The organism is Microbacterium rhizosphaerae, from assembly GCF_034120055.1.
Lineage (GTDB): Bacteria > Actinomycetota > Actinomycetes > Actinomycetales > Microbacteriaceae > Microbacterium > Microbacterium rhizosphaerae.
In genome coordinates this window covers 3213393-3237600 of the sequence record NZ_CP139368.1, presented here as the reverse complement: position 1 = coordinate 3237600, position 24208 = coordinate 3213393, and the positions used below count along the sequence as shown (strand labels likewise).

Sequence of the window (24208 nt, the reverse complement as noted above, 5' to 3'; positions counted from 1 at the left end):
AAGAGGAGGAATCACATGGGGAATCCGCAGCGCCGCCGCATCCTGGCTCCGCTGGCCCTCGCCGCTGCGGCGGGCATCGTGCTCGCCGGATGCTCCGGCACCACCGGCGCAGGCAGCTCCGGTGACAACACGGTCACCGTGTACGGCACGGTCGTCGGCGACGAGGCGAAGCTGTTGCAGAAGTCGTGGGCCGACTGGGCCGAGAAGAACGACATCAAGGTCAAGTACGAGGGCAACCAGGAGTTCGAGAAGCAGATCGGCATCCGTGCGCAGGGAGGCAACCCCCCGGACGTCGCGATCTTCCCGCAGCCCGGCCTGTTCGCCGACTTCGCGACGCGCGGCTACCTGAAGGAGGCGCCGGCCTCGGTCAAGTCCAACGCCGAGAAGTACTGGTCGAAGGACTGGCAGAACTACGGCACCGTCGACGGCACCTTCTATGGCGCGCCCCTCATGGCGAACGTCAAGGGGTGGGTCTGGTACTCGCCGGCCAAGTTCCAGGAGTGGGGCGTCCAGGTTCCGAAGACCTGGGACGAGATGATGACGCTCACCTCGACCATCGAGGCGAAGACCGGCAAGCCCGCCTGGTGCGCCGGATTCGGATCGGACGCCGCGACCGGCTGGCCGGGCACCGACTGGATCGAGGACTACATCATCCGGTACGACGGCACGCAGGTGTACGACGACTGGGTGAAGGGCAAGATCAAATTCACCGACTCGCGCATCACAGAGGCCTTCGACGCGGTCGGCAAGATCCTGCTCGACCCGAAGAACGTCAACGCGGGCATCGGTGACGTGAAGTCGATCAACTCCACCGCGTTCGGCGATGTGGCGAACCCGGTCGTGAAGGGCACTTGCGCGCTCACGCACCAGGCGTCGTTCTTCGACGGCTTCCTGAGCCAGGCGGGCGGTCAGGTCGGGCCCGACAAGGCGATCTGGGCGTTCATGACGCCTCCGAAGGAGGCCGGCGGCCAGGCGATCACCGGTGGCGGTGAGATCGTCGGCGGCTTCAGCGACAAGCCGGCGGTGCAGAAGTTCCTGACGTACCTGTCCAGCCCCGAGTGGGCGAACTCCCGCGTCAAGCTCGGCGGCGTCATCTCGGCGAACAAGGGCCTGAACCCGGAGAACGCATCGAGCCCGATCCTGAAGGAGTCGATCAAGATCCTCCAGGACGACAAGACGACGCTCCGCTTCGACGGCTCCGACCTCATGCCGGGCGCCGTGGGCGCGGGCACGTTCTGGAAGGGCATTGTCGCGTGGGTGAACGGCACCCCCGTCGACCAGGTGGTCCAGCAGATCCAGGCCGGCTGGCCCTCCAACTGAATCGGCGACGGGCCGCCCCGGTGACGGGGCGGCCCGTCCTCACTCTCGAAGGGGCGAGATGACTGCTCTGTTCACGTGGATCGGGACGCTGCATCCCATCCTTCAGGCGATCGCGGTGGTCGTGGCCTTCCTCGTCGTCGTGGGACTGATCCTCTTCCTCATCGACATCGCGCCTCGCTCGGGCACGCTCTACACCTGGATCCGTCTCGGCATGTGCGTGCTCATCCCGGTGATCGTCGCCGTCGCCTTCAACTCCCTTCCGTGGGCGGTCGTCGTTGCGGCGGTGCTCGGCGCCGGGCTGTTCCTGCTCGACATCCGGTCGAGAGCCGGCAGGGGCTACCTCATCCAGCTCATCGCATTCCTCACGCCGGCGGCGCTGCTGCTGCTGGTCGGCCTCATCCTCCCCTCGGTCAAGACGTTCATCGCCTCGTTCATGAACTCGGCGGGCAACAGGTTCATCGGTCTCGACAACTTCGTCTGGGTGTTCACCCAGCCCGACGGCCTCCGCGTCGTCGTGAACACGATCGTGTGGGTCCTCGTCGTCCCCGTCGTCTCGACCGCAGTCGGACTGGCGTACGCCGTCTTCATCGACCGCACCCGTGGTGAGAAGGTCTACAAGGTCCTGGTCTTCATGCCGATGGCGATCTCGTTCGTCGGCGCGAGCATCATCTTCAAGTTCGTGTACGCCTACCGTGGCGAGCAGTTCTCGCAGATCGGCGTGCTGAATCAGATCCTCGTCTCGCTCGGCCTGCCGCCGCAGCAGTTCCTCCTGAATTCGCCCTGGAACACGGGCTTCCTCATCGTCGTGCTCATCTGGGTGCAGACCGGCTTCGCGATGGTCGTGCTCTCCGCATCCATCAAGGGCGTGCCTACCGAGCTTCTCGAGGCCGCCCAGCTGGACGGGGCCAATGCGTGGCAGCGCTTCCGATCGGTGACGGTCCCCGCCATCCGGCCCGCGATCATCGTCGTCCTCACGACCATCTCGATCGCCGCCCTGAAGGTCTTCGACATCGTCCGCACGATGACGGGCGGCAACTTCGAGACCTCGACGCTCGCGAACGAGATGTACACCCAGTTCACGAACTTCGAGGCTGGGCGCAGCGCCGCGTTCGCGGTGATCCTGTTCCTCCTGATCCTGCCGATCGTCATCTACAACGCGCGCCAGATCGCGAAGCAGAGGGAGATCCGATGAGCGAGGTCATGCCGATCGATCTGCCTCTCGACGAAGAGACGCAGAAGGAGCTGGTGCGCGGCGAGCGCCGCATGCAGGGCACGGCGCGACGCACGCGCAAGACGCTCTCCAAGCCGTGGGCGTCGGCGGCGGCGATCGTCATCGCGATCGTCTGGACCATCCCGACGTTCGGCCTGTTCGTGTCGTCCTTCCGGCCGCAGGTGCTCATCCAGACGACCGGCTGGTGGACGTTCTTCCAGAACCCGCAGCTGACGCTCGAGAACTACATCAAAGTCCTGGATGCCGGCAACACCCAGCTGACGATGGCGGATGCCTTCGTCAACTCGATCGCCATCACCGTGCCGGCGACGATCGTGCCGCTCACGATCGCAGCGCTCGCGGCCTACGCCTTCGCGTGGACGGACTTCAAGGGACGCAACATCCTGTTCGTCTTCGTGTTCGCCCTGCAGATCGTGCCCATCCAGATGGCGCTGGTGCCGCTGCTGAGCTCGTTCTCGCGCGGCCTCAACCTCTTCGGACTGCAGGTCACGGGACCGCTCGGCATCGCGGGCGGCTATGCCCAGGTGTGGATCGCCCATTCGATGTTCGCCTTGCCGCTCGCGATCTACCTGCTGCACAACTTCATGGCCGAGATCCCGTCCGAGATCATCGAGGCCGCGCGTGTGGACGGCGCATCCCGCGGGCAGGTCTTCTTCCGGATCGTGCTGCCGCTGACGATGCCCGCCATCGCCTCGTTCGCGATCTTCCAGTTCCTGTGGGTGTGGAACGACCTGCTGGTCGCCCTCATCTTCGCGGATGGAGAGGTCGCGCCGATCACGAAGCTGCTCGCCGAGATCACCGGATCCCGCGGCAACGACTGGGCCCTCCTGACGGCCGGCGCGTTCGTCGCGATCCTTGTTCCGCTCATCGTCTTCTTCTCGCTGCAGCGCTACTTCGTGCGCGGTCTGCTCGCGGGATCGACGAAGGGCTAGCACTATCGTGTGACGCATGGATGCCGTGACCCTCGACGGACTCAGTTCGGCCGAGGTCGCGGAGCGGACCGCCGCGGGAGCGACGAACGCCTTCGAGGCGTCGACGAGCCGCACGTGGTGGAACATCGTCCGCGCCAACGTCTTCACGCTGTTCAACGGCATCGTGATCGCGTGCTTCGCCGTCCTGATGCTGCTCGGCCACTGGCAGGACGCACTGTTCGGCTTCGCGGCGATCTTCAACACGCTGATCGGGTGCTACCAGGAGATCCGCGCCAAGATCGCCCTCGACCGGCTCGCGCTGCTCCACGCGCCGCGCACCCTGGTGCGTCGGGACGGCGCCGACGCGGAGATCGCACAGGGCGAGGTCGTGATCGACGACCTCCTCGTGCTGCGGGCGGGCGACCAGGTCGCGGCGGATGCCGTGGTCCGCAGCGAGCGCGGGCTGCAGGTCGACGAGTCCCTGCTCACCGGGGAATCGGACCCTGTCGACAAGCGGACCGGCGACGAGCTGCTGTCCGGATCGATCGTCGTCGGGGGAGCGGGCACGGCACAGGCGACGCGGGTCGGCGCCGATTCCTACGCCAACTCCTTCGCCCAAGAGGCGCGATCGTTCTCGATGATGCGGTCGGAGCTCAAGCGCGGCATCGATCGCGTCCTCACATGGGTCGGCTGGGCGATCGGCCCGGTGGCCCTTCTCGTCACGAACTCGCAGGTGCAGGTCGAGGGCGGGTGGCGGGTCGCGATCGAGACGGGCGGATGGCGGGATGCCGCGGTCTCCTCGATCGCGATCATCATCGCCATGATCCCCCTGGGGCTCGTGCTCATGACGAGCATCGCCTTCGCGGTCGGCGCCGCGCGCCTGGCGAGCCAGCAGGTGCTCGTGCAGGAGCTGCCGGCTGTCGAGGGCCTCGCCCGCGTGGATGTCATCTGCCTCGACAAGACCGGCACTCTGACCTTCGGCGAGATCACCTTCGATGCCGACCACCCGCTCGACGAGGTCCCCGGCTGGCGCGACGCCTTGGCCTGGTTCGGCGCGGCGCCCGATGCGAACGCCACCGCCCGCAGCATCGGCGTGGGGCATCCGGTGACCCGGGAGCTGACGGAGGAGCACAGCATCCCCTTCTCGTCCGCACGGAAGTGGAGCGCGGTCTCGCTCGCCGAGCTTCCGGGCACGTGGGTGCTGGGCGCCCCGGGCCTCGTCTTCCCGGCCGCGGCGCGGATCACCGTGAGCGGCGCCGGCTCACTCGCCGACGCCGTGCGCGAGCTCTCGTCGCAAGGCAAGCGCACGCTGGTCCTGGCGTACGGCGAGACTCCGCTCGACGAGGCCGACGTCGAGGGGGAGCGGCTGCCACCGGTCGCTCCGGTCGCGCTCGTGACGCTCGTCGAGCAGGTGCGTCCGGATGCGGCGCAGACCCTCGCCTATTTCGCCGAGCAGGGTGTCACGGTGAAGGTGATCTCGGGCGACAGTCCGGACACGGTCGCGACCATCGCGCGGCGGCTCGGACTCGAGGTGGATGCCGGCATCGACGCCCAGACCCTGCCTGGCGACGTCGACGCGCTCGCGGAGGTGCTCGAGACGCACAGCGTCTTCGGTCGCGTGGCGCCCGACCAGAAGAAGGCGATGGTGGCGGCTCTGCAGAGCCGCGGGCATGTCGTCGCGATGACGGGCGACGGTGTGAACGACGCGCTCGCGATCAAGAACGCCGACATCGGTATCGCGATGGAGTCCGGCTCTGCCGCCACCAAGGCCGTGGCCCGGCTGGTGCTGCTGGACGGCAAGTTCTCCCATCTCCCGGGGGTCGTCGCCGAGGGACGGCGGGTGACGGCGAACATCGAGCGCGTCTCGATGCTCTTTCTCACCAAGACCACGTACGCGACCGCCATCGCGCTGCTGTTCGGGGTCCTGCTGCTGCCGATCCCGTTCCTCCCACGGCAGCTCTCCCTGACCGATGGGCTCACGATCGGCATCCCCGCGTTCTTCCTGGCGCTGCTGCCGAACGCGCAGCGGTACGTGCCCGGGTTCCTCAGGCGGTCGCTGAGTTTCGCCATCCCGGCCGGTGTCATCATCGGCCTGGCGATCACCGCCTACTCGCGGATCGCGGGCGAGGAGTGGAACGTGCCGCTCGAGATGGTGCGCACGGGCTCCACGCTGATCATCGCCTTCCTCGGGCTGTGGCTGCTGGTGCTCATCGCCCTGCCCTTCACCTGGATCAAAGGCGCGATCGTCGGGGCGATGGTGATCGGGTTGGGCCTGGCACTGGCCATCCCGTTCGTCGCCGACTTCTTCCAGATGACGCCCCCGACAGGCGACGCGCTGTCGCTCATGTGGTGGATCTCGGCCGTCGGCATCGTGCTGATCGGCATCGCGCGCGCGATCCAGCTCATGTGGCTGCGACGCACCGAAGCGTAGCTTTCGGCACCGCTCGTATTCGGGTATCCTGGCGGTTTGATCGAATCGATTCGACGCCTTTCGGCAGATTGACCATCCGTGCGCGACACCACGACCATCCCCGTCGTCCCCACCTCCGCAGAGACCACCCCGCGGACTCCTCCTCCCGCACCCGAGCGCACCTCCACGGGCTCGATCCGGGTCTCCGACTCCACCGGCGCCATCCGCACCCTGGGCAGCAACCCGGCCACCGCGCCGATCATGCTCCACCCTGGCGACGCGATCCCGCATGCCCGACGCGTCGTCTACGTCATCCTGCTCGGCGCCCTCACCGCCCTGGGTCCGTTCACGGTCGACCTGTACCTGCCGGCGTTCCCGATCGTCGAGAGCGACTTCCACACGACCGCCGCGATGGTGCAGCTGACCCTCACCGGCACCATGATCGGCTTCGGGCTCGGGCAGCTGATCGTCGGGCCGCTGAGCGACAAGGTGGGGCGGCGCATCCCCCTGCTCTCGGTGACGGCCTTGCACATCCTGGCGAGCCTCGCGGCCGCACTGGCGCCGACGCTGTTGCTGCTGGGCACGGCACGCGTGTTCCAGGGGATCGGCGCCGCGGCCGGCGGTGTCGTGGCGATGGCCATGGTGCGCGACCTCTTCGGCGGACGCCGACTCGTCGTCATGCTGAGCCGCCTGGCGCTCGTCTCCGGCGTGGCGCCGGTGCTCGCACCGCTCGTCGGATCGACGCTGCTGCTCGTCATGCCGTGGCGCGGCATCTTCGTCGTGCTCGCCGTGTACGGCGCGGTCATGCTCGCGTGCTCGCTGTTCATCCTTCCCGAGACGCTGCCGAAAGCCCGGCGCCACGAACGCGGTGCGACCACGGTCTGGCAGCGATACGGGGGCGTGCTGAGCGACCGCGTGTTCATCGGCGTACTGATCATCGGCGCCATGACCTTCAGCGGCCTGTTCTCGTACCTCTCGAGCTCGTCGTTCCTCTTCCAGCAGGGCTACGACTTCACGCCGCAGCAGTTCGGCCTGCTCTTCGCGGCCAACTCGCTCGGTGTCGTCGTCGGCGTGCAGTTCGCGTCGCGCCTCGCGGCACGCTTCGGACCGCAGTGGGTGATGGCATGGTCGACGTCCGTGCTCGTGCTGGCCTCGGCATCCATCATCGTGACGGATCAGCTGCACCTCGGACTGTGGGGCACGATCATCCCGCTCTTCGTCTTCATGACCGCGTGCGGGTTCACCTTCCCGTGCGTCCAGGTGCTCGCGCTCGACCGGCACGGCAAGGCCGCGGGGACCGCTGCATCCCTCATCGGCGCCGCGAACTTCGGGATCGCCGGGCTCGTGTCGCCGCTCGTCGGCTGGCTGGCGAAGGACTCGGGCATCACCGCGACCACCATGGCCAGTGTCATGGTGGGCTGCGCCCTGATCGGCGTGGCGTCGCTCTGGCTGCTGGTGCGCCCGCGCTCCGTGCCGATGCTGACGCCCTGACGATCAGACCGGCTGGAGCCGGAAGAGCCGCACGGTTCGGCCGGAATCGCGCTCGTAGCCGCGGTATCCCGGCCACTGCGCCTCGATGCGCGCCCACGTCGCATCACGCTCGGCATCGGGGATGAGCGAGGCGCGCACCGGGAGCTCACGCCCGCGCACGGTGATCGTGGCATCGGGGTGTGCGAGCAGGTTCGCCGTCCAGGCGGGATGCTTCGTCCCGGCGAAGTTCGTTCCCGCCACGATCGCCCGGCCGCGGCCGTCGGGTGTGTACATGAGGGGCACGTCGCGCACCTCGCCCGTGCGTGCGCCGATCGTGTGGAGCACCAGTGAGGGGACGAGCAGGGCGCTCAGCTGGACGCGACCACCCGTGAGGGCCGCGAGCAGTCGCTCGATCGGCGGCAGCAGGACGGGTGCCGCCACCCGGAACAGTCGCGTCCGGGTCAGCGGAGCGACGATCGAGCGGACGACGGAGACGAGACCGGCCATAGCTGCATTCTGCCCGTGTCTGGCGGTCCTCCGTCAGTAGGCTGACGTCCATGACGGACGCCGATGTCACCGCCGCAGAAGCCGAGCTCGCCCGCCTCCGCGCCGAGGCCGAAGCCGCCGAGGCGCAGCTGAAGGCCGCGCAGGCGAAGGCCGCGCTCGCGGCCGCCGAGGCCGAGGCCGCCAAGGCCCGCGCTGAATCCGCGGCCCCTGCCGCGCCCGCGCCGGCCCCGGATCCCTCACCCGCCCCGGTCGCCGACCCGTCACCGTCACCGGTCGCCGAGCCTGCACCGGTCGCCGAGCCTGTCGAGGCGCGGCAGACCAGCGCTTCATCGGGCGACCCCTCGACGGGCTCGGGGACCGGAGGGACAGGCTCGGGCACCGGGGGGACGGGCTCGGGGACCGGAGGGACAGGCTCGGGGACCGGGGGAGCCGGCCCGCTGGATCCGTCCCAGGTCGCCGCCGTGGCGGCCGGCTACGCCTTCGAGGGGACGACCCTCGACCTCGGCGCCCTCGTCAACGCCGCGCCGGTGCCGTCTGCGCAGATCCGCATCCCGATCGCGATGCTGAACCGCCACGGTCTCGTCGCCGGCGCCACAGGCACCGGCAAGACCCGCACCCTCCAGGGGCTCGCCGAGCAGCTGGCGTCGAAGGGCGTCCCGGTGTTCGCCGCCGACATCAAGGGCGACCTCTCCGGCGTCGCGACGGCGGGGGAGCCGAACGAGAAGCTGCTCGCCCGGACGTCGGCCATCGGGCAGGACTGGCAGCCGGAGGCATCCGTCACCGAGTACTACGCCCTCGGCGGCGTCGGCAAGGGCGTGCCCGTGCGCGCGACGGTCACCGGCTTCGGACCGCTCCTGCTGAGCAAGGTCCTCGGCCTCAACGCCACACAGGAGTCGAGCCTGGGTCTCGTGTTCCACTTCGCCGACCAGCACGGGCTCGCTCTGGTCGACCTTTCCGACCTCCGCGCGGTGCTCACGTATCTCACGAGCGATGAGGGCAAGGGCGAGCTCAAGGACCTCGGCGGCCTCTCGGCGGCGACGGCCGGCGTCATCCTGCGCGAGCTCATCTCCTTCGCCGACGGCGGTGCGGATGTGTTCTTCGGAGAGCCCGAGTTCGACGTGAAGGACATCCTCCGCATCGCACCGGACGGCCGGGGCATCATCAGCCTCCTCGAGGTGCCGGGGGTGGCGGACAAGCCGGCGCTGTTCTCCACGTTCCTGATGTACCTGCTCGCCGAGCTCTTCGAGGTGCTTCCCGAGGTCGGCGATGCCGACAAGCCGAAGCTGGTCTTCTTCTTCGACGAGGCGCACCTGCTGTTCCGGGACGCCTCGAAGGACTTCGTCGCCGCCATCACCCAGACGGTCCGGCTCATCCGCTCCAAGGGCGTCGGTGTCTTCTTCGTGACGCAGACGCCCAAGGACGTCCCCTCCGACATCCTCGGCCAGCTCGGCTCGCGCGTGCAGCACGCCCTCCGCGCCTTCACCCCCGACGACGCGAAGGCGCTGCGCGCCACGGTCGGCACGTACCCGAAGAGCGGTTACGACCTCGAGCGGGTCCTGCAGGAGCTCGGCACCGGCGAGGCCATCGTGACCGTCATGGGCGAGAAGGGCGCCCCCACCCCGGTCGCCTGGACCCGCCTTCGCGCGCCGCAAGGGCTGATGTCGCCGACACCCGACGCCCAGATCGACGCCGCGGTGGCGGCATCCCCGCTCATGCCGAAGTACGGCACCGCCGTGGACCCCGAGTCCGCCCGCGAGATCCTCGCTGCCCGCCTAGAGGCCGCCACGCAGGCGGCGGCCGCCGAGCAGGCCGCGGCCGAGAAGGCGAAGGCCGATGCGGCGGCGGCGAAGGCCCAGGCCGCGGCCGAGAAGGACGCGATGAAGAAAGCCGCGGCCGAGGAGAAGGCGCGTCAGGCCGAGTACGACCGCATCCTGCGCCAGACCGGCGGCACCGGCCGCACGACGCGGACAGCCCGCAGCACGCAGAAGTCGCCGATGGAGCAGATCCTCAACTCGAAGTCGACGCAGACGATCATCACCGGTGTCATCCGCGGCCTCTTCGGCACCGGGCGGCGCTGAGTGGCGCGCATCCGTCCCTTCCGGCCCGGCGACGAGCCCGCGCTCTCCGACATCTGCGTACGGACGGGGGATGCCGGCGGCGATGCGACGGGCCTCTACTCGAGCGATGACCTCCTGGGCGCGATCTTCGTGTTGCCCTACGTCGCGCGTCACCCGGACTACGCGTGGGTCGTCGAGTCCGACGACGGTCGGGTCATCGGCTATGTCGTGGGCGCTCCCGACACGCGGGCCTTCGATGCATGGTTCCGCGACGAATGGTGGCCGCGGTATCGGGAGCAGTTCCCTCCGCAGACGGGACGGGAGTCGGAGGAGGACCACATCCTCGACGGCGCCTACCGCCGCGCTTCCGGTCCCTCCGAGAGCGCCGCGAGCGACTACCCGGCCCACCTGCACATCGACCTGATGCCCGAGACGCAGGGGCAGGGCTTCGGCCGCGCCCTCATCGAGACGCTCATGGACCGGTTCCGGGATGCCGGCGTCCCCGGCGTCCACCTCGTCGCCTCGGCGCGCAACACCGGGGCAGCGGCGTTCTATCCCCGTGTCGGCTTCACGCTCGTGCCGTCGGAGCCCGGCGTCCTGGTGTTCGTCCGGCGGCTCTGACTCCTACGCGAAGCCGAACACCGGCGGGAAGACGACCACGACGATCGTCGCCCACGCGAGGTAGACCGGCAGGAACCCGGTCTGCCAGCGCTCCAGGCGCCCGATCCCGCTGCGTCCGCGGACGAAGCCCAGCTGCAGCCAGAGCGACCCGGCGAGATTCACGAGCAGGATCACGTTGAGCCCGAGCGACGCGATCTTGTTCGCGCTCGCGCCGAACGCTCCGATCCGCCCCAGCATGGCGATGAGCACGAGCAGGTCGACGATGATCGCGGCCGCCACCAGCAGCACTTGCAGCCGGTCGAACCAGCCGGGCCGGAGGTCCGCGCCGCGGGCGGAGAGCGCGTACAGGAGCAGTCCGACGACCACGACGAGCACGAGGTCGAAGATGATGAGCACCTCGCGCTGCGCATCCACGAATCCGCCCGTCGAAACCGCCTGCACGACCGCAGCCACGATGAGGGCGAGCAGCAGCAGGGTGAACAGCGGCGTGAAGACCTTCGTCAGCACGGGCGCGATGTTCTCGATGACAGCCTGCTTGGCCTCGACGAGCCACGCCGCGATCACGATCGCCCCGGCTGCGCCGCAGGGGATCAGCCAGTTCCCCACGAAGGCGGTCGCGTCCACCCCCACGGCCGAGAAGACGCCCATCGTCAGGGCGACGAGGACGCCGCCGCCGAGCGCGATCAGCGCGTAATAGACCACCCATTCGCCCGTGAAGCGGATGAAGTCCATCCGGGCGCGCTCGCTGCGCCATTCGCCGCGGGCATACGCGATGCCGGTCACGATCCACAGGGCGACAGCGGCATGGACGGCCGCGAGCACCGCCGTGACCCCGCCCGGTGCGAAGGGATAGACGTTGAGCAGCACGGCTGCGGCGGCGAAGGGCACCGCGACCGCGATGATCGTCGCCGGCGACGCACGACGGCATACGAGGAAGTAGGCGGCGAGCGCCGGCAGCAGCAGCACCGCCGCATTGCGCGTGATCTCCGGCATCGGCATGCCGAGCAGAGACGGCACCTTGACGAGCACGGCGCCGCCGACGGCGAACGCCAGCGCGAGCCACAGCCCCGTCGTGCGCCGCATCGGCTCGGCGCTCCCGACGACGAGCTGCTTCCAGAGGCGGTCGCTGTGCTCGCGGGCGAACTCCTGAGACAGCTCATCGAGCTTGCCCATGCGTGAGACGGCGATCAGGAAGGCCTCATCCTCGGAGAGACCGGATGCGACCAGCACATCGATCTGGTCGCGCAGATGCGCCTCGAGCTCGTCGACGTCGGCGCCGATGGCCTCGCGTCTCGCGACGAACCCGCGCCACTCGACGATGCGTTCTTCCACTCCCATGTCAGGCTCCTACCGGGACGAAGGGCGAGCGGTCGTCCCAGACGCGCGAGAGGGCCTCGCTCACGACGGTCCACTGGCGACGGTGCTCGGCGAGGGCGGCGACGCCGGCCGAACTGAGGCGGTAGTGCTTGCGCGGGCGTCCTGTGGGAGACGAGCCCCAGGCCGCCTCGATCTGGCCGAGCCTCTCGAGACGGTGCAGCAGGGGGTACAGCATCCCGTCGCTCCACTCGAGCTGCCCGTTCGACAGGGTGTTGACGCGCTGCAGGATGGCGTAGCCGTACGACTCGCCCTCTGTCAGGATCCCCAGCACGAGGGGCGTCGCGGCGGCCGCGACGAGATCCTTGCCGATGTGCATCCGCATACCTCGCAGTTCTACGTACCTTGCAGCTCAAGGTATCACGAACGCTGACCTCGGGGCGCGCCTACGATGGAAGCTGAACGAGGAGGTTCTGCCATGGCTCGCAAGGCACCGACCACCGACATCGACGAGGCGAAGACCCGGGTCTCCTCTCGCAAGAAGGTCGCCGTCGGCGTCCCCGCGGTCGTGCACGCGCTCGAGATCGCCTACGACCAGATGGGCGTCGCGCGCAGCGCGCAGACGCTCCTGCGGGTCAACCAGAAGGACGGCTTCGACTGCCCGGGATGCGCGTGGCCCGAGGCCGATCACCGGCACATCGCCGAGTTCTGCGAGAACGGCGCGAAGGCTGTCGCCGAGGAGGCGACCGTGCGACGGGTCGGCCCGGAGTTCTTCGCCGAGCACTCGCTCGCCGACCTGGCGGGCCACGACGACTGGTGGCTCGGCCAGCAGGGTCGGCTGACGCATCCGATGATCCTCGACGAGGGCGCGACGCACTATCGCCCCATCTCGTGGGATGACGCGCTCCACGAGATCGCCGACGCGCTGCGCGCCGTCCAGCCCGACGAGGCCGTCTTCTACACGTCCGGGCGCACCTCGAACGAAGCCGCTTTCCTCTACCAGCTGCTCGTGCGCGGGCTCGGCACGAACAACCTCCCCGACTGCTCCAACATGTGCCACGAGTCATCCGGCTCGGCGCTCACCCAGACCCTCGGAATCGGCAAGGGCACGGTCTCGCTCGAGGACGTCTGGAACGCCGACCTCCTGATCGTCGCCGGACAGAACCCGGGTACCAACCACCCGCGCATGCTGACGGCGCTCGAGAAGGCCAAGAGCCGTGGCGCGACGGTCATCGCCGTGAACCCGCTGCCCGAGGCCGGTCTCGTCAGGTTCGAGAACCCCCAGACGGTCAAGGGTGTGATCCTCGGCGGCACGAAGATCGCCGACCAGTTCCTGCAGATCCGCCTGGGCGGCGACCAGGCGCTGTTCCAGGCGATCGGCAAGCATCTGCTCGAGGCCGAGCAGACCCGCGGCGACGTGCTCGACCACGAGTTCATCGCCGCCCACACGAGCGGCTTCGAGGAGTACAGGCAGGCGATGGCGGATGCGCCGTGGTCGGAGTTCGTCGCGGCGACCGGACTGCCGCTGCAGACGCTGCGCCGGGTCGGCGAGGCGGTGCGCACGTCGCCGGCCACGATCGTGTGCTGGGCCATGGGCCTCACGCAGCACAAGCATGCTGTGGCGACCCTGCGCGACGTGGTCAACGTCCTGCTGCTGCAGGGCAACATCGGCCGACCGGGCGCGGGGGTGTGCCCGGTGCGCGGGCACTCGAACGTCCAGGGCGACCGCACGATGGGCATCTACGAGAAGCCGTCGGAGAGCTTCCTCGCGGCGCTCGACCGCGAGTTCGCGTTCCACGCGCCCCGCGCCCACGGCTACGACACGGTCGAGGCCATCAAGGCGATGCGCGACGGCACGGTGCGGGTGTTCATGGCGATGGGCGGCAACTTCGTCTCCGCGACGCCGGACACCACCGTGACCGAGGCGGCGCTGCGGTCCACGGACCTCACGATCCAGGTCTCCACGAAGCTCAACCGCTCCCACGTGGTCGTCGGGCGTCGCGCGATCATCCTCCCGACCCTCGGGCGCACGGACCGGGATGTCCGCGGCGGCGTGGAGCAGAAGGTGACCGTCGAGGACTCGATGAGCGCCGTGCACTCCTCGCGGGGCCGGCTGGCACCGCCCACGCACGACATGCTCAGCGAGGTCGCGATCCTCGCGCGGCTGTGCGCACTGACCTTCGACGGCGACGCGGATGCCCCGCAGGCCGACTGGACGGCGCTCGAGACCGATTACGCGCGCATCCGCTCGCACATCGAGGCGGTCGTCCCGGGGTTCGGCGGCTTCGAGGGGAAGATCGACAAGGGGCGCACCTTCGTGCTGCCGAACGGTCCCCGCGACGATCGCGCCTTCGCCACCGCGACCGGCAAGGCGATGTTCACCGTCAACCCGCTGGAGTACCCGCGGATCCCGCGCGGTCGCCTGCTGCTGCAGACCCTGCGCTCGCACGACCAGTACAACACCACGATCTACGGCAAGGACGACCGGTACCGCGGCATCCACGGCGGCCGCCGCGTGGTCCTCGTCAATGCGCACGACATCGGCGCACTCGGCTTCGCCGAGGGTGAGGTCGTCGACCTCGTGTCCGAATGGCAGGCGCCGGACGGCGCCACCGAGGAGCGACGAGCGGAGGAGTTCCGGATCGTCGCCTACGACACGCCGCGCGGCAACGCTGCGGCGTACTACCCCGAGACGAACGTCCTCGTGCCGCTCGAATCCGTCGCCGACGTGAGCGGAACGCCGACGTCCAAGTCGGTCGTCGTCCGGCTGGAGCGGCGCGCCGCCTAGGCTGGGCCGGTGCGATACACCGCGGCCGTCATCACCGTGTCCGACCGCTCGGCGGCGGGGACACGAGTGGATGCCGGCGGCCCGCTGGCAGTGTCAGCCCTGCGCGAGGCGGGCTTCGCGTGCGGCGACGCATCCGTCGTCCCCGATGGCGCCGAGAGCGTCGAGACGGCCCTGCGCTCCGCGCTCGCGGCCGGCGCACGCCTGATCGTCACGACGGGCGGAACCGGCGTCGGCCCTCGCGACCGCACACCGGAGGGCACGCGTCGCGTCCTGGACCGCGAAGTGCCGGGAATCGCCGAGGAGCTGCGCCGTCGTGGGGCGGAGGTCCTGCCTGCGGGGATGCTGACCCGCGGTCTCGCCGGGATGGCGGGGGAGGCGCTGATCGTCAACCTGCCCGGGTCGCCCGGGGGCGTACGGGACGGGATGCCCGTCATCCTCTCGGTCGCCGCGCATGTCCTGTCGCAGGTCGACGGCGGCGATCACGGCTGATCGGGCAGGGGCCTCGCGGTCCAGGCGGCCGCCATGCGGGAGATCTCGGCCACGGCCTCGCGGACGGCATCGGGGCTGCCGCCGCGGCGCCCGGCGACGAGCCCGGCGACATACGCGCTGAACGGAGCGGCCGGCCGCGCGACGCCTCGCGAGACATCGGCGGCGAGGTCGAGGATGAGTGAGATCGGCACGTCCTCCGGGGCGAGCGCGAACTGCTCGCAGAGCGCGGCCGCCCAGTCGTCGAGCGCCTCAGGGGGCAGGTGGTTCTCACTCATGACGGTCCTCCTCGATCTCTCGCAGATCCTCCCACGTGTCGATGTCCTGCGCAGCGTGCGGCGCGGCAACCACGGCGATCGCGAGCTCGTCGATCAGCGCGCGGACCGGCGCATCCCGCCCGCGATCGGGGAGGGTGGATGCCGCCTCCCGCAGCGCTCGCGTTCCGTAGACGCCCGAGAGCCACTGCGGCCTGCTCGATCCATCGCCCAGGCACACGCCGTCGACGCCGGCCGGGAGGGTGCCGATCGCCTGCGTGAGCGCGGCCACCGCATCTGCGGCGAACGGAAGGTCGCAGGCGAGCACGAAGGTCCAGTCGCTCTCGCCGACGAGGTCGACCGCGGCGACGATCGCGGCGGCCGGTCCGCCGAACGGAGGGTCCTCGCGCACCCACACCGGCTGCGCGCCCTCGACCGACGATGGCGGGCCGACGACCACGATCGGGGAGCAGTGGTGCACGGCATCCACCGCCCTCTGCAGCAGGGATCGTCCGTGCACCTCGACGAGCGGCTTGTCGACTCCGCCCATGCGCGTCGCGCGTCCGCCCGCGAGGAGGATCGCCGCGGCCCTCACAAGAGCCCGCCGAGCAGGATGGTGTCCACGAGGTCGCCGGGACGCACGACGGTGTCCGGAGGGATGACGGCGAACCCGTCGGTCGTCGCGAGCACGACGCTGGAGTGCCCGTCGGAGGCGGCAGGGCGCACAGCCCACGCCGCGCTCGGGTCGATCGCCACCGGCACATACCTCCGGAACCCGGAGCGTGCGTCCCACCCCACCGCTGCCGGCAGCCGCAGCACGGGCCGCTGCAGCTCGGCCCTCCCTTGCAGCGCGAGCAGCGCCGGCCGCACGAAGACCTCGAACGAGACCGCGGCTCCGACCGGCGTGCCCGGGAGCCCGAACGCGAGCTGCCCGCTCGGCAGCCGGCCGAAGCCCTGCGGGCGACCCGGCCGCATCGCCACGGTCACGAAGCTCAGCGGACCGTCGAGCGCGATGCGCACGACCTCGTAGGCTCCCGGACCGACGCCTCCCGACGTGATGACGACATCCGCGCGTGCCGATCCGGCGGCGGCGAGGGCCCTCTCGAGCGCCGGCACCTCGTCGGGAACCGTCGCGGTGTGCACCACGATCGCGCCCGCCTGCTCTGCCAGTCCGGCCAGAAGCGGGACGTTGGACTCCGGGATGTGTCCGCGCGTCAGGGCGTGTCCCGCTGGTGCCAGCTCCGACCCTGTGGAGATGACGGCGACCCGGGGGCGCGCAGCGACCTCGACCTCGGTCACGCCGGCGGAGGCGAGTGCGGCGAGCTGCAGCGTGCCGAGGCGCACACCCGCGGGAAGGATCTCCGCGCCCGCCCGCACGTCCTCGCCCGCGCGGCGGATGTTGGCGCCCAGGGCGGGCCTGCGCACGATCTCGACCTCGCCGGTGTGGTCGAGGCCGCCGATCGTGTGCTCGAGCGGGACGACCGCGTCGGCGTCCGTCGGAACCGCAGCCCCGGTCATGATGCGCGCCGCCTCACCCGGTCCCAGCGCAGGATCGGACCCGCTGCCCGCCGGCAGATCGGCGACGACGCGCAGTCGCGCGGGCGCCTCTCGGGAGGCGAGAGCCGCGTCGGCGGCATGCACGGCGAACCCGTCCATCGCCGAGCTGTCGAATGCGGGTCCGTCGACGCGGGCGCGTGCGGCAGCTGCGAGGGTGTAGCCGCCGGCATCGCGAAGCGGCACTGTCACCGCCTCCGGAGCCGGGATCGCGGCGAGGATCTCCGCACGGTGCTCGTCGACGGTGCGCTGGGCTCTCGCGGGCATACCGCCAGGGTAGTTCGGGCATAGGCTGTCGCGTATGGGACGCCTCACGATGCGGCGCCCGGTGCGCCGGATCACCGTGGATGCGGGGGAGACCCGCCGCGTCGACACGCTCGCCGTCGAGGAGCCCCTCGAGATCCGCGTCGGCGGCGAACCGCTGTCGGTCACGATGCGGACACCCGGCCACGATGTCGAGCTCGCCGCCGGTTTCCTCGTGTCGGAGGGCGTGATCTCGCGCGGCGACCAGTTCCGTTCCGCGATCCACTGCGGCGGGCCGGGCACCGGCGGTGCGCAGAACACGTACAACGTGCTCGACCTCGCGCTCGCCTCGCATGTGCACGTCCCGCTGCGCGACATCGCCCGGAACGTCTACACGACCAGCTCGTGCGGCGTGTGCGGCAAGACCTCGATCGACGCTGTCCGCACCGAGTCCGCCTACGACGTGGCGACGGATGCGACGACGGTGGATGCATCCCTCCTGGCGAGCCTTCCCGGCGTGCTGCGCGCTCACCAGGATGTGTTCGACAAGACGGGGGGCCTCCACGCGGCCGGACTGTTCGACGCTGCGACGGGGGAGCTCCTCGTCCTCAGAGAGGACGTCGGACGGCACAACGCGGTCGACAAGGTGGTCGGCTGGGCGTTGCTGGCGGATCGCCTCCCGTTGCGGGGCACGGTCCTCATGGTCTCCGGTCGCGCCGGTTTCGAACTCGCGCAGAAGTCGGTGATGGCCGGCATCCCGATCCTCGCCGCCGTGTCGGCGCCGTCCTCCCTCGCGGTGGAGTTGGCGATGGATGCGGGTCTCACCCTCGTCGGCTTCCTTCGGGCGCCCTCCATGAACGTGTATGCCGGAATGGAACGGGTGCGGATGGATACCGCAACCCCTGTCGCCGTGGAAGGACGAGCATGACCGCCTGGACGACCGCCCAACTGACCGCACTGGGGCCCGCGCCGCAGGCCTTCCTGTCCGCGCGCGAGCCTGACGGGACTCTCAGCGCGCCCGCCCCCGTGTGGATCGCCCGCGTGTACGACGAGCTCTACGTCCGGTCGATCTATGGGGCCAACGATCCGTTCTTCCTGCGCGCGATCGGGACCGGCCGCGCGTCGATCCTCGCGGGCAAGGCCCAGCATGAGGTCCTGCTCGAGCAGCTCGCAGTGACACCTGCCGAGTTCACGGTGGTGGATGCCGGCTTCCGCTCGAAGTACGCCGTGTCGCCGCCCGCCATCATGGGCGCCGTCGCGGGCGGTCTGTCGGCTCAGGCGACCCTCCGCATCGTGCCCGCGTGAGGGCGACACGCCCGGCGGGAGAGCTCGATTTGTCGAGGCCGCCGGGGTCGCGTAATGTTCTTGTTGTTCGCCCCAAAGGGTAGAGCGAAGGGCCGGAAGGCCTTGCTCCCTCAAGCAGCGAACAGAACCCCATCTGAACGTCCGTCGCCTTGTGTGGCGGGTTGCCTCCGGCTAGGATGGGTGCTTCCCCCGATGTTCTCGTGGCGCTTCGGCGACTGCGGATGAACTCGGATCGCGTTTTGACAGCGTGATTCGCTCGGGGTAAGCTTGAGAAGTTGCCCTACGGGCCTGGCTGAGAGGTCAGAAGCGTGGGTGCGTCCGATCCTTGAGAACTCAACAGCGTGCACTTGTCATATGCCAAATTATCCTCGTCCAGTGTTTTTTGATGCTGGTTGAGAATTCCTTTGGATCAATTTATATGGATGTCAGCAATGATGTTCGTTTTTTGGTCAGGTTGAACTCGCTGCGTTCTGCTGTTTTCCCGGTGGTTCGTATGCATTCGTTTTTTACGGAGAGTTTGATCCTGGCTCAGGATGAACGCTGGCGGCGTGCTTAACACATGCAAGTCGAACGATGAAGGGGAGCTTGCTTCCTGGATTAGTGGCGAACGGGTGAGTAACACGTGAGCAACCTGCCCCGGACTCTGGGATAAGCGCTGGAAACGGTGTCTAATACTGGATATGAGCCATGACCGCATGGTCTGTGGTTGGAAAGATTTTTCGGTTCGGGATGGGCTCGCGGCCTATCAGCTTGTTGGTGAGGTAATGGCTTACCAAGGCGTCGACGGGTAGCCGGCCTGAGAGGGTGACCGGCCACACTGGGACTGAGACACGGCCCAGACTCCTACGGGAGGCAGCAGTGGGGAATATTGCACAATGGGCGGAAGCCTGATGCAGCAACGCCGCGTGGGGGATGACGGCCTTCGGGTTGTAAACCTCTTTTAGCAGGGAAGAAGCGTGAGTGACGGTACCTGCAGAAAAAGCGCCGGCTAACTACGTGCCAGCAGCCGCGGTAATACGTAGGGCGCAAGCGTTATCCGGAATTATTGGGCGTAAAGAGCTCGTAGGCGGTTTGTCGCGTCTGCTGTGAAATCCCGAGGCTCAACTTCGGGTCTGCAGTGGGTACGGGCAGACTAGAGTGCGGTAGGGGAGATTGGAATTCCTGGTGTAGCGGTGGAATGCGCAGATATCAGGAGGAACACCGATGGCGAAGGCAGATCTCTGGGCCGTAACTGACGCTGAGGAGCGAAAGGGTGGGGAGCAAACAGGCTTAGATACCCTGGTAGTCCACCCCGTAAACGTTGGGAACTAGTTGTGGGGTCCTTTCCACGGATTCCGTGACGCAGCTAACGCATTAAGTTCCCCGCCTGGGGAGTACGGCCGCAAGGCTAAAACTCAAAGGAATTGACGGGGACCCGCACAAGCGGCGGAGCATGCGGATTAATTCGATGCAACGCGAAGAACCTTACCAAGGCTTGACATACACCGGAAACGGCCAGAGATGGTCGCCCCGCAAGGTCGGTGTACAGGTGGTGCATGGTTGTCGTCAGCTCGTGTCGTGAGATGTTGGGTTAAGTCCCGCAACGAGCGCAACCCTCGTTCTATGTTGCCAGCACGTAATGGTGGGAACTCATGGGATACTGCCGGGGTCAACTCGGAGGAAGGTGGGGATGACGTCAAATCATCATGCCCCTTATGTCTTGGGCTTCACGCATGCTACAATGGCCGGTACAAAGGGCTGCGATACCGCGAGGTGGAGCGAATCCCAAAAAGCCGGTCCCAGTTCGGATTGAGGTCTGCAACTCGACCTCATGAAGTCGGAGTCGCTAGTAATCGCAGATCAGCAACGCTGCGGTGAATACGTTCCCGGGTCTTGTACACACCGCCCGTCAAGTCATGAAAGTCGGTAACACCTGAAGCCGGTGGCCCAACCCTTGTGGAGGGAGCCGTCGAAGGTGGGATCGGTAATTAGGACTAAGTCGTAACAAGGTAGCCGTACCGGAAGGTGCGGCTGGATCACCTCCTTTCTAAGGAGCATCTGGAGGTTTCGGCCTTCCAGGCCCCCGATCAGAGCGTTCGTCTCTGCGGGGTGCTCATGGGTGGAACATGTGACAGGGCGCTCATTGTGTCTTTCGGGTCTGAGTACGCTGCTTCGGTGGTAGGAACGGGTTCGGGGGGTGGGGTGGGCGCGTGCACGTTGTTGGGTCCTGAGGGACCGGGCGCCGGCTTTCGGGTCGGGGTGGTGCCTTTTGCAGGCCTTGCCGGCTGGTCACGGGTTGTGGTCAGGGGTGGGGTGCTGTTCGTACTTTGAGAACTACACAGTGGACGCGAGCATCTTAAAGATGGCGACCTTCGGGTTGTCATCACTATTGATCGATAGATCAGCTCATGTGATTTCAAGTCTTTAAGAGCAAACGGTGGATGCCTTGGCATCTGGAGCCGAAGAAGGACGTAGCAATCTGCGATAAGCCTCGGGGAGTTGATAAGCGAGCTTTGATCCGAGGATGTCCGAATGGGGAAACCCCGCCAGGCGTTTGTGCGACCTGGTGACTCCCGCCTGAATATATAGGGCGGGTAGAGGGAACGCGGGGAAGTGAAACATCTCAGTACCCGCAGGAAGAGAAAACAACCGTGATTCCGTGAGTAGTGGCGAGCGAAACCGGAAGAGGCTAAACCTATTGTGTGTGATATCCGGCAGGAGTTGCATGGTGGGGGTTGTGGGACTTTCTTGATCATTCTGCCGAGTGGTCGACGTGACGCGAGCGTATAGGCGAACGGTCTTGAAAGGCCGGCCATAGTGGGTGCCAGCCCCGTAGCCGAAATGCGTGAACGGCGTGGAGAGTATCCCAAGTAGCACGGGGCCCGAGAAATCCCGTGTGAATCTGTCAGGACCACCTGATAAGCCTAAATACTCCCAGATGACCGATAGCGGACAAGTACCGTGAGGGAAAGGTGAAAAGTACCCCGGGAGGGGAGTGAAATAGTACCTGAAACCGTTTGCTTACAAACCGTTGGAGCCTCCTTAGCAGGGGTGACAGCGTGCCTTTTGAAGAATGAGCCTGCGAGTTAGCGATACGTGGCGAGGTTAACCCGTGTGGGGGAGCCGTAGCGAAAGCGAGTCTGAATAGGGCGATTCAGTCGCGTGTCCTAGACCCGAAGCGAAGTGATCTATCCATGGCCAGGCTGAAGCGACGGTAAGACGTCGTGGAGGGCCGAACCCACTTAGGTTGAAAACTGAGGGGATGAGCTGTGGATAGGGGTGAAAGGCCAATCAAACTTCGTGATAGCTGGTTCTCTCCGAAATGCATTTAGGTGCAGCGTTGCGTGTTTCTTGCCGGAGGTAGAGCTACTGGATGGCCGATGGGCCCTACCAGGTTACTGACGTCAGCCAAACTCCGAATGCCGGTAAGTGAGAGCGCAGCAGTGAGACTGTGGGGGATAAGCTTCATAGTCGAGAGGGAAACAACCCAGACCACCAACTAAGGTCCCTAAGCGCGTGCTAAGTGGGAAAGGATGTGGAGTTGCTCTGACAACCAGGAGGTTGGCTTAGAAGCAGCCACCCTTGAAAGAGTGCGTAATAGCTCACTGGTCAAGTGATTCCGCGCCGACAATGTAACGGGGCTCAAGCACGCCACCGAAGTTGTGGCATTGACATTAGTGGTAGGCCTTCGTGGTCCAGCCGTGTTGATGGGTAGGAGAGCGTCGTGTGCCGGGTGAAGCGGCGGGGTGACCCAGCCGTGGACGGCACACGAGTGAGAATGCAGGCATGAGTAGCGAAAGACGTGTGAGAAACACGTCCTCCGAAAGACCAAGGGTTCCAGGGTCAAGCTAATCTGCCCTGGGTAAGTCGGGACCTAAGGCGAGGCCGACAGGCGTAGTCGATGGACAACGGGTTGATATTCCCGTACCGGCGAAGAACCGCCCAAACCAATCCAGTAATGCTAAGTGTCTGAATCCCTTTGACGGATCCCTTCGGGGTGAAGCGTTGGGCCTAGCACACGACCCTATGCTGAGGCGGTTAGCGTATTAACAGGTGTGACGCAGGAAGGTAGCCCAAGCCAGGCGATGGTTGTCCTGGTGCAAGTGCGTAGGCCGACTCCTAGGCAAATCCGGGAGTCATACAGGCTGAGACACGATGCGGATAAAAAGTGGGTGATCCTATGCTGCCAAGAAAAGCATCGACGCGAGGTTCCAGCCGCCCGTACCCCAAACCGACTCAGGTGGTCAGGTAGAGAATACCAAGGAGATCGAGAGAATCGTGGTTAAGGAACTCGGCAAAATGCCCCCGTAACTTCGGGAGAAGGGGGGCCCTCCGCGTATTAGGACTTGCTCCGAAAGCGTGTGGGGGCCGCAGAGACTAGTGGGTAGCGACTGTTTACTAAAAACACAGGTCCGTGCCAAGTCGCAAGACGATGTATACGGACTGACGCCTGCCCGGTGCTGGAAGGTTAAGAGGAGCGGTCAGCCGCAAGGCGAAGCTGCGAATTTAAGCCCCAGTAAACGGCGGTGGTAACTATAACCATCCTAAGGTAGCGAAATTCCTTGTCGGGTAAGTTCCGACCTGCACGAATGGCGTAACGACTTCCCAACTGTCTCAACCGCGAACTCGGCGAAATTGCATTACGAGTAAAGATGCTCGTTACGCGCAGCAGGACGGAAAGACCCCGTGACCTTTACTACAGCTTGGTATTGGTGTTCGGTGTGGCTTGTGTAGGATAGGTGGGAGACTTTGAAGCGTGGACGCCAGTTCATGTGGAGTCGTTGTTGAAATACCACTCTGGTCACTCTGGATGTCTAACTTAGAACCGTGATCCGGTTCAGGGACAGTGCCTGGTGGGTAGTTTAACTGGGGCGGTTGCCTCCCAAAAAGTAACGGAGGCGCCCAAAGGTTCCCTCAACCTGGTTGGCAATCAGGTGGCGAGTGTAAGTGCACAAGGGAGCTTGACTGTGAGACTGACAGGTCGAGCAGGGACGAAAGTCGGGACTAGTGATCCGGCAGTGGCTTGTGGAAGCGCTGTCGCTCAACGGATAAAAGGTACCTCGGGGATAACAGGCTGATCTTGCCCAAGAGTCCATATCGACGGCATGGTTTGGCACCTCGATGTCGGCTCGTCGCATCCTGGGGCTGGAGTAGGTCCCAAGGGTTGGGCTGTTCGCCCATTAAAGCGGTACGCGAGCTGGGTTTAGAACGTCGTGAGACAGTTCGGTCCCTATCCGCTGCGCGCGTAGGAAGTTTGAGAGGATCTGACCCTAGTACGAGAGGACCGGGTTGGACGAACCTCTGGTGTGCCAGTTGTTCCGCCAGGAGCACCGCTGGTTAGCTACGTTCGGGATGGATAACCGCTGAAAGCATCTAAGCGGGAAGCCGGCCTCAAGATGAGACTTCCATACCTACGGGTGAGAGGCTCCCAGCCAGACTACTGGGTTGATAGGCCGGATGTGGAAGCGTGGCAACACGTGCAGCTGACCGGTACTAATAAGCCGATGACTTGATAACACCCTTTTTGAGCTTGATGCTCGCGTCCACTGAGTGGTTCTCGATGTACGAACACAATCGAGAACACGACACACATCTTTTTGTTGTGTTTGTTTGAAACATCAATAGTGTTTCGGCGGCCATAGCGAGAGGGAAACGCCCGGTCACATTCCGAACCCGGAAGCTAAGCCTCTCAGCGCCGATGGTACTGCAGGGGAGACCCTGTGGGAGAGTAGGACACCGCCGGACTTCTTCCGAGAAA

Annotated in this window: 17 protein-coding genes and 3 rRNA genes; 14 read left to right on the top strand and 6 right to left on the bottom strand. The window is 66.6% G+C overall.

Going from position 1 to position 24208, the window contains the following annotated elements; genetic code table 11:
* Positions 1-15 precede the first annotated feature (15 nt).
* The 5 genes from SM116_RS14775 (at position 16) to SM116_RS14755 (ending at position 7363) form a co-directional block, all read left to right on the top strand.
* Positions 16-1320 (top strand): ABC transporter substrate-binding protein, encoded by a 1305-nt coding sequence (locus SM116_RS14775; protein ID WP_320941727.1) that lies wholly within the window; start codon positions 16-18, stop codon positions 1318-1320.
* A gap of 58 nt (positions 1321-1378) precedes the next feature.
* Entirely contained in the window at positions 1379-2512 is a 1134-nt protein-coding gene (locus SM116_RS14770) for a carbohydrate ABC transporter permease (RefSeq protein WP_320941726.1), read from the top strand.
* Entirely contained in the window at positions 2509-3483 is a 975-nt protein-coding gene (locus tag SM116_RS14765; protein WP_320941725.1) for a carbohydrate ABC transporter permease, read from the top strand. Before SM116_RS14770 ends, SM116_RS14765 begins: the two co-directional genes overlap by 4 nt.
* A 16-nt stretch (positions 3484-3499) precedes the next feature.
* A complete protein-coding gene (locus tag SM116_RS14760) occupies positions 3500-5893 on the top strand; it encodes an HAD-IC family P-type ATPase (protein ID WP_320941724.1) in 2394 nt (797 codons plus the stop codon).
* A gap of 78 nt (positions 5894-5971) precedes the next feature.
* Positions 5972-7363 carry a multidrug effflux MFS transporter gene (locus SM116_RS14755; protein WP_425563188.1) on the top strand — a complete coding sequence of 464 codons (1392 nt, stop codon included), beginning with the start codon at positions 5972-5974 and terminating at the stop codon, positions 7361-7363.
* Between the two features lie 3 nt (positions 7364-7366).
* On the opposite strand, the gene SM116_RS14750 is transcribed toward SM116_RS14755, so the two are convergent.
* Positions 7367-7849, bottom strand: a complete 483-nt coding sequence (locus SM116_RS14750) for a nitroreductase family deazaflavin-dependent oxidoreductase (RefSeq protein WP_320941723.1) — start codon at positions 7847-7849, stop codon at positions 7367-7369.
* 50 nt (positions 7850-7899) lie between these two features.
* Here SM116_RS14750 and SM116_RS14745 point away from each other — a divergent pair, with 50 nt between their 5' ends.
* The gene (locus SM116_RS14745) at positions 7900-9927 is read left to right on the top strand and encodes a helicase HerA-like domain-containing protein (protein WP_320941722.1); all 2028 of its coding nucleotides are present in this window, start codon (positions 7900-7902) and stop codon (positions 9925-9927) included.
* Positions 9928-10527: a GNAT family N-acetyltransferase gene (locus tag SM116_RS14740; protein ID WP_320941721.1), complete on the top strand. Its 600-nt coding sequence runs from the start codon at positions 9928-9930 to the stop codon at positions 10525-10527. It begins immediately after the preceding gene.
* A gap of 3 nt (positions 10528-10530) precedes the next feature.
* Here SM116_RS14740 and SM116_RS14735 read toward each other — a convergent pair whose 3' ends face one another.
* Positions 10531-11865, bottom strand: a complete 1335-nt coding sequence (locus tag SM116_RS14735) for a permease prefix domain 1-containing protein (protein WP_320941720.1) — start codon at positions 11863-11865, stop codon at positions 10531-10533.
* A 1-nt stretch (position 11866) separates the two neighbouring features.
* Positions 11867-12226, bottom strand: coding sequence for a PadR family transcriptional regulator (locus tag SM116_RS14730; protein ID WP_320941719.1), 360 nt, complete (start codon positions 12224-12226; stop codon positions 11867-11869).
* Between the two features lie 93 nt (positions 12227-12319).
* On the opposite strand from SM116_RS14730, the gene SM116_RS14725 reads away from it, so the two are divergent.
* Positions 12320-14629, top strand: coding sequence for an FdhF/YdeP family oxidoreductase (locus tag SM116_RS14725; protein ID WP_320941718.1), 2310 nt, complete (start codon positions 12320-12322; stop codon positions 14627-14629).
* 9 nt (positions 14630-14638) lie between these two features.
* On the top strand, positions 14639-15118 hold the full coding sequence (locus SM116_RS14720) for a MogA/MoaB family molybdenum cofactor biosynthesis protein (RefSeq protein ID WP_320941717.1): 480 nt from the start codon (positions 14639-14641) through the stop codon (positions 15116-15118).
* On the opposite strand, the gene SM116_RS14715 is transcribed toward SM116_RS14720, so the two are convergent.
* From SM116_RS14715 to SM116_RS14705, 3 genes are read right to left on the bottom strand one after another with little or no spacing between them, the layout of a single operon-like run.
* On the bottom strand, positions 15109-15393 hold the full coding sequence (locus SM116_RS14715) for a DUF6457 domain-containing protein (protein WP_320941716.1): 285 nt from the start codon (positions 15391-15393) through the stop codon (positions 15109-15111). The two genes, SM116_RS14720 and SM116_RS14715, sit on opposite strands and share 10 nt — an antisense overlap.
* On the bottom strand, positions 15386-15964 hold the full coding sequence (gene mobA, locus SM116_RS14710) for a molybdenum cofactor guanylyltransferase (RefSeq protein ID WP_320941715.1): 579 nt from the start codon (positions 15962-15964) through the stop codon (positions 15386-15388). Before mobA ends, SM116_RS14715 begins: the two co-directional genes overlap by 8 nt.
* Positions 15961-17190 carry a molybdopterin molybdotransferase MoeA gene (locus SM116_RS14705; RefSeq protein ID WP_320941714.1) on the bottom strand — a complete coding sequence of 410 codons (1230 nt, stop codon included), beginning with the start codon at positions 17188-17190 and terminating at the stop codon, positions 15961-15963. Before SM116_RS14705 ends, mobA begins: the two co-directional genes overlap by 4 nt.
* Before the next feature lie 34 nt (positions 17191-17224).
* Between SM116_RS14705 and fdhD the strand changes: the two genes are divergently transcribed.
* The 5 genes from fdhD to rrf all read left to right on the top strand — a co-directional run bounded on the left by fdhD (position 17225) and on the right by rrf (position 24195).
* A complete protein-coding gene (fdhD, locus tag SM116_RS14700) occupies positions 17225-18094 on the top strand; it encodes a formate dehydrogenase accessory sulfurtransferase FdhD (protein WP_320941713.1) in 870 nt (289 codons plus the stop codon).
* Complete coding sequence (locus SM116_RS14695; protein WP_320941712.1) at positions 18091-18471, top strand: DUF2255 family protein; 381 nt, start codon at positions 18091-18093, stop codon at positions 18469-18471. Before fdhD ends, SM116_RS14695 begins: the two co-directional genes overlap by 4 nt.
* A 505-nt stretch (positions 18472-18976) precedes the next feature.
* Positions 18977-20497 (top strand): 16S ribosomal RNA (locus tag SM116_RS14690).
* A gap of 367 nt (positions 20498-20864) precedes the next feature.
* A 23S ribosomal RNA gene (locus SM116_RS14685) occupies positions 20865-23967 on the top strand.
* A gap of 111 nt (positions 23968-24078) precedes the next feature.
* Positions 24079-24195 (top strand): 5S ribosomal RNA (rrf, locus tag SM116_RS14680).
* The 16S, 23S and 5S rRNA genes sit together here, the layout of an rRNA operon.
* Positions 24196-24208 lie beyond the last annotated feature (13 nt).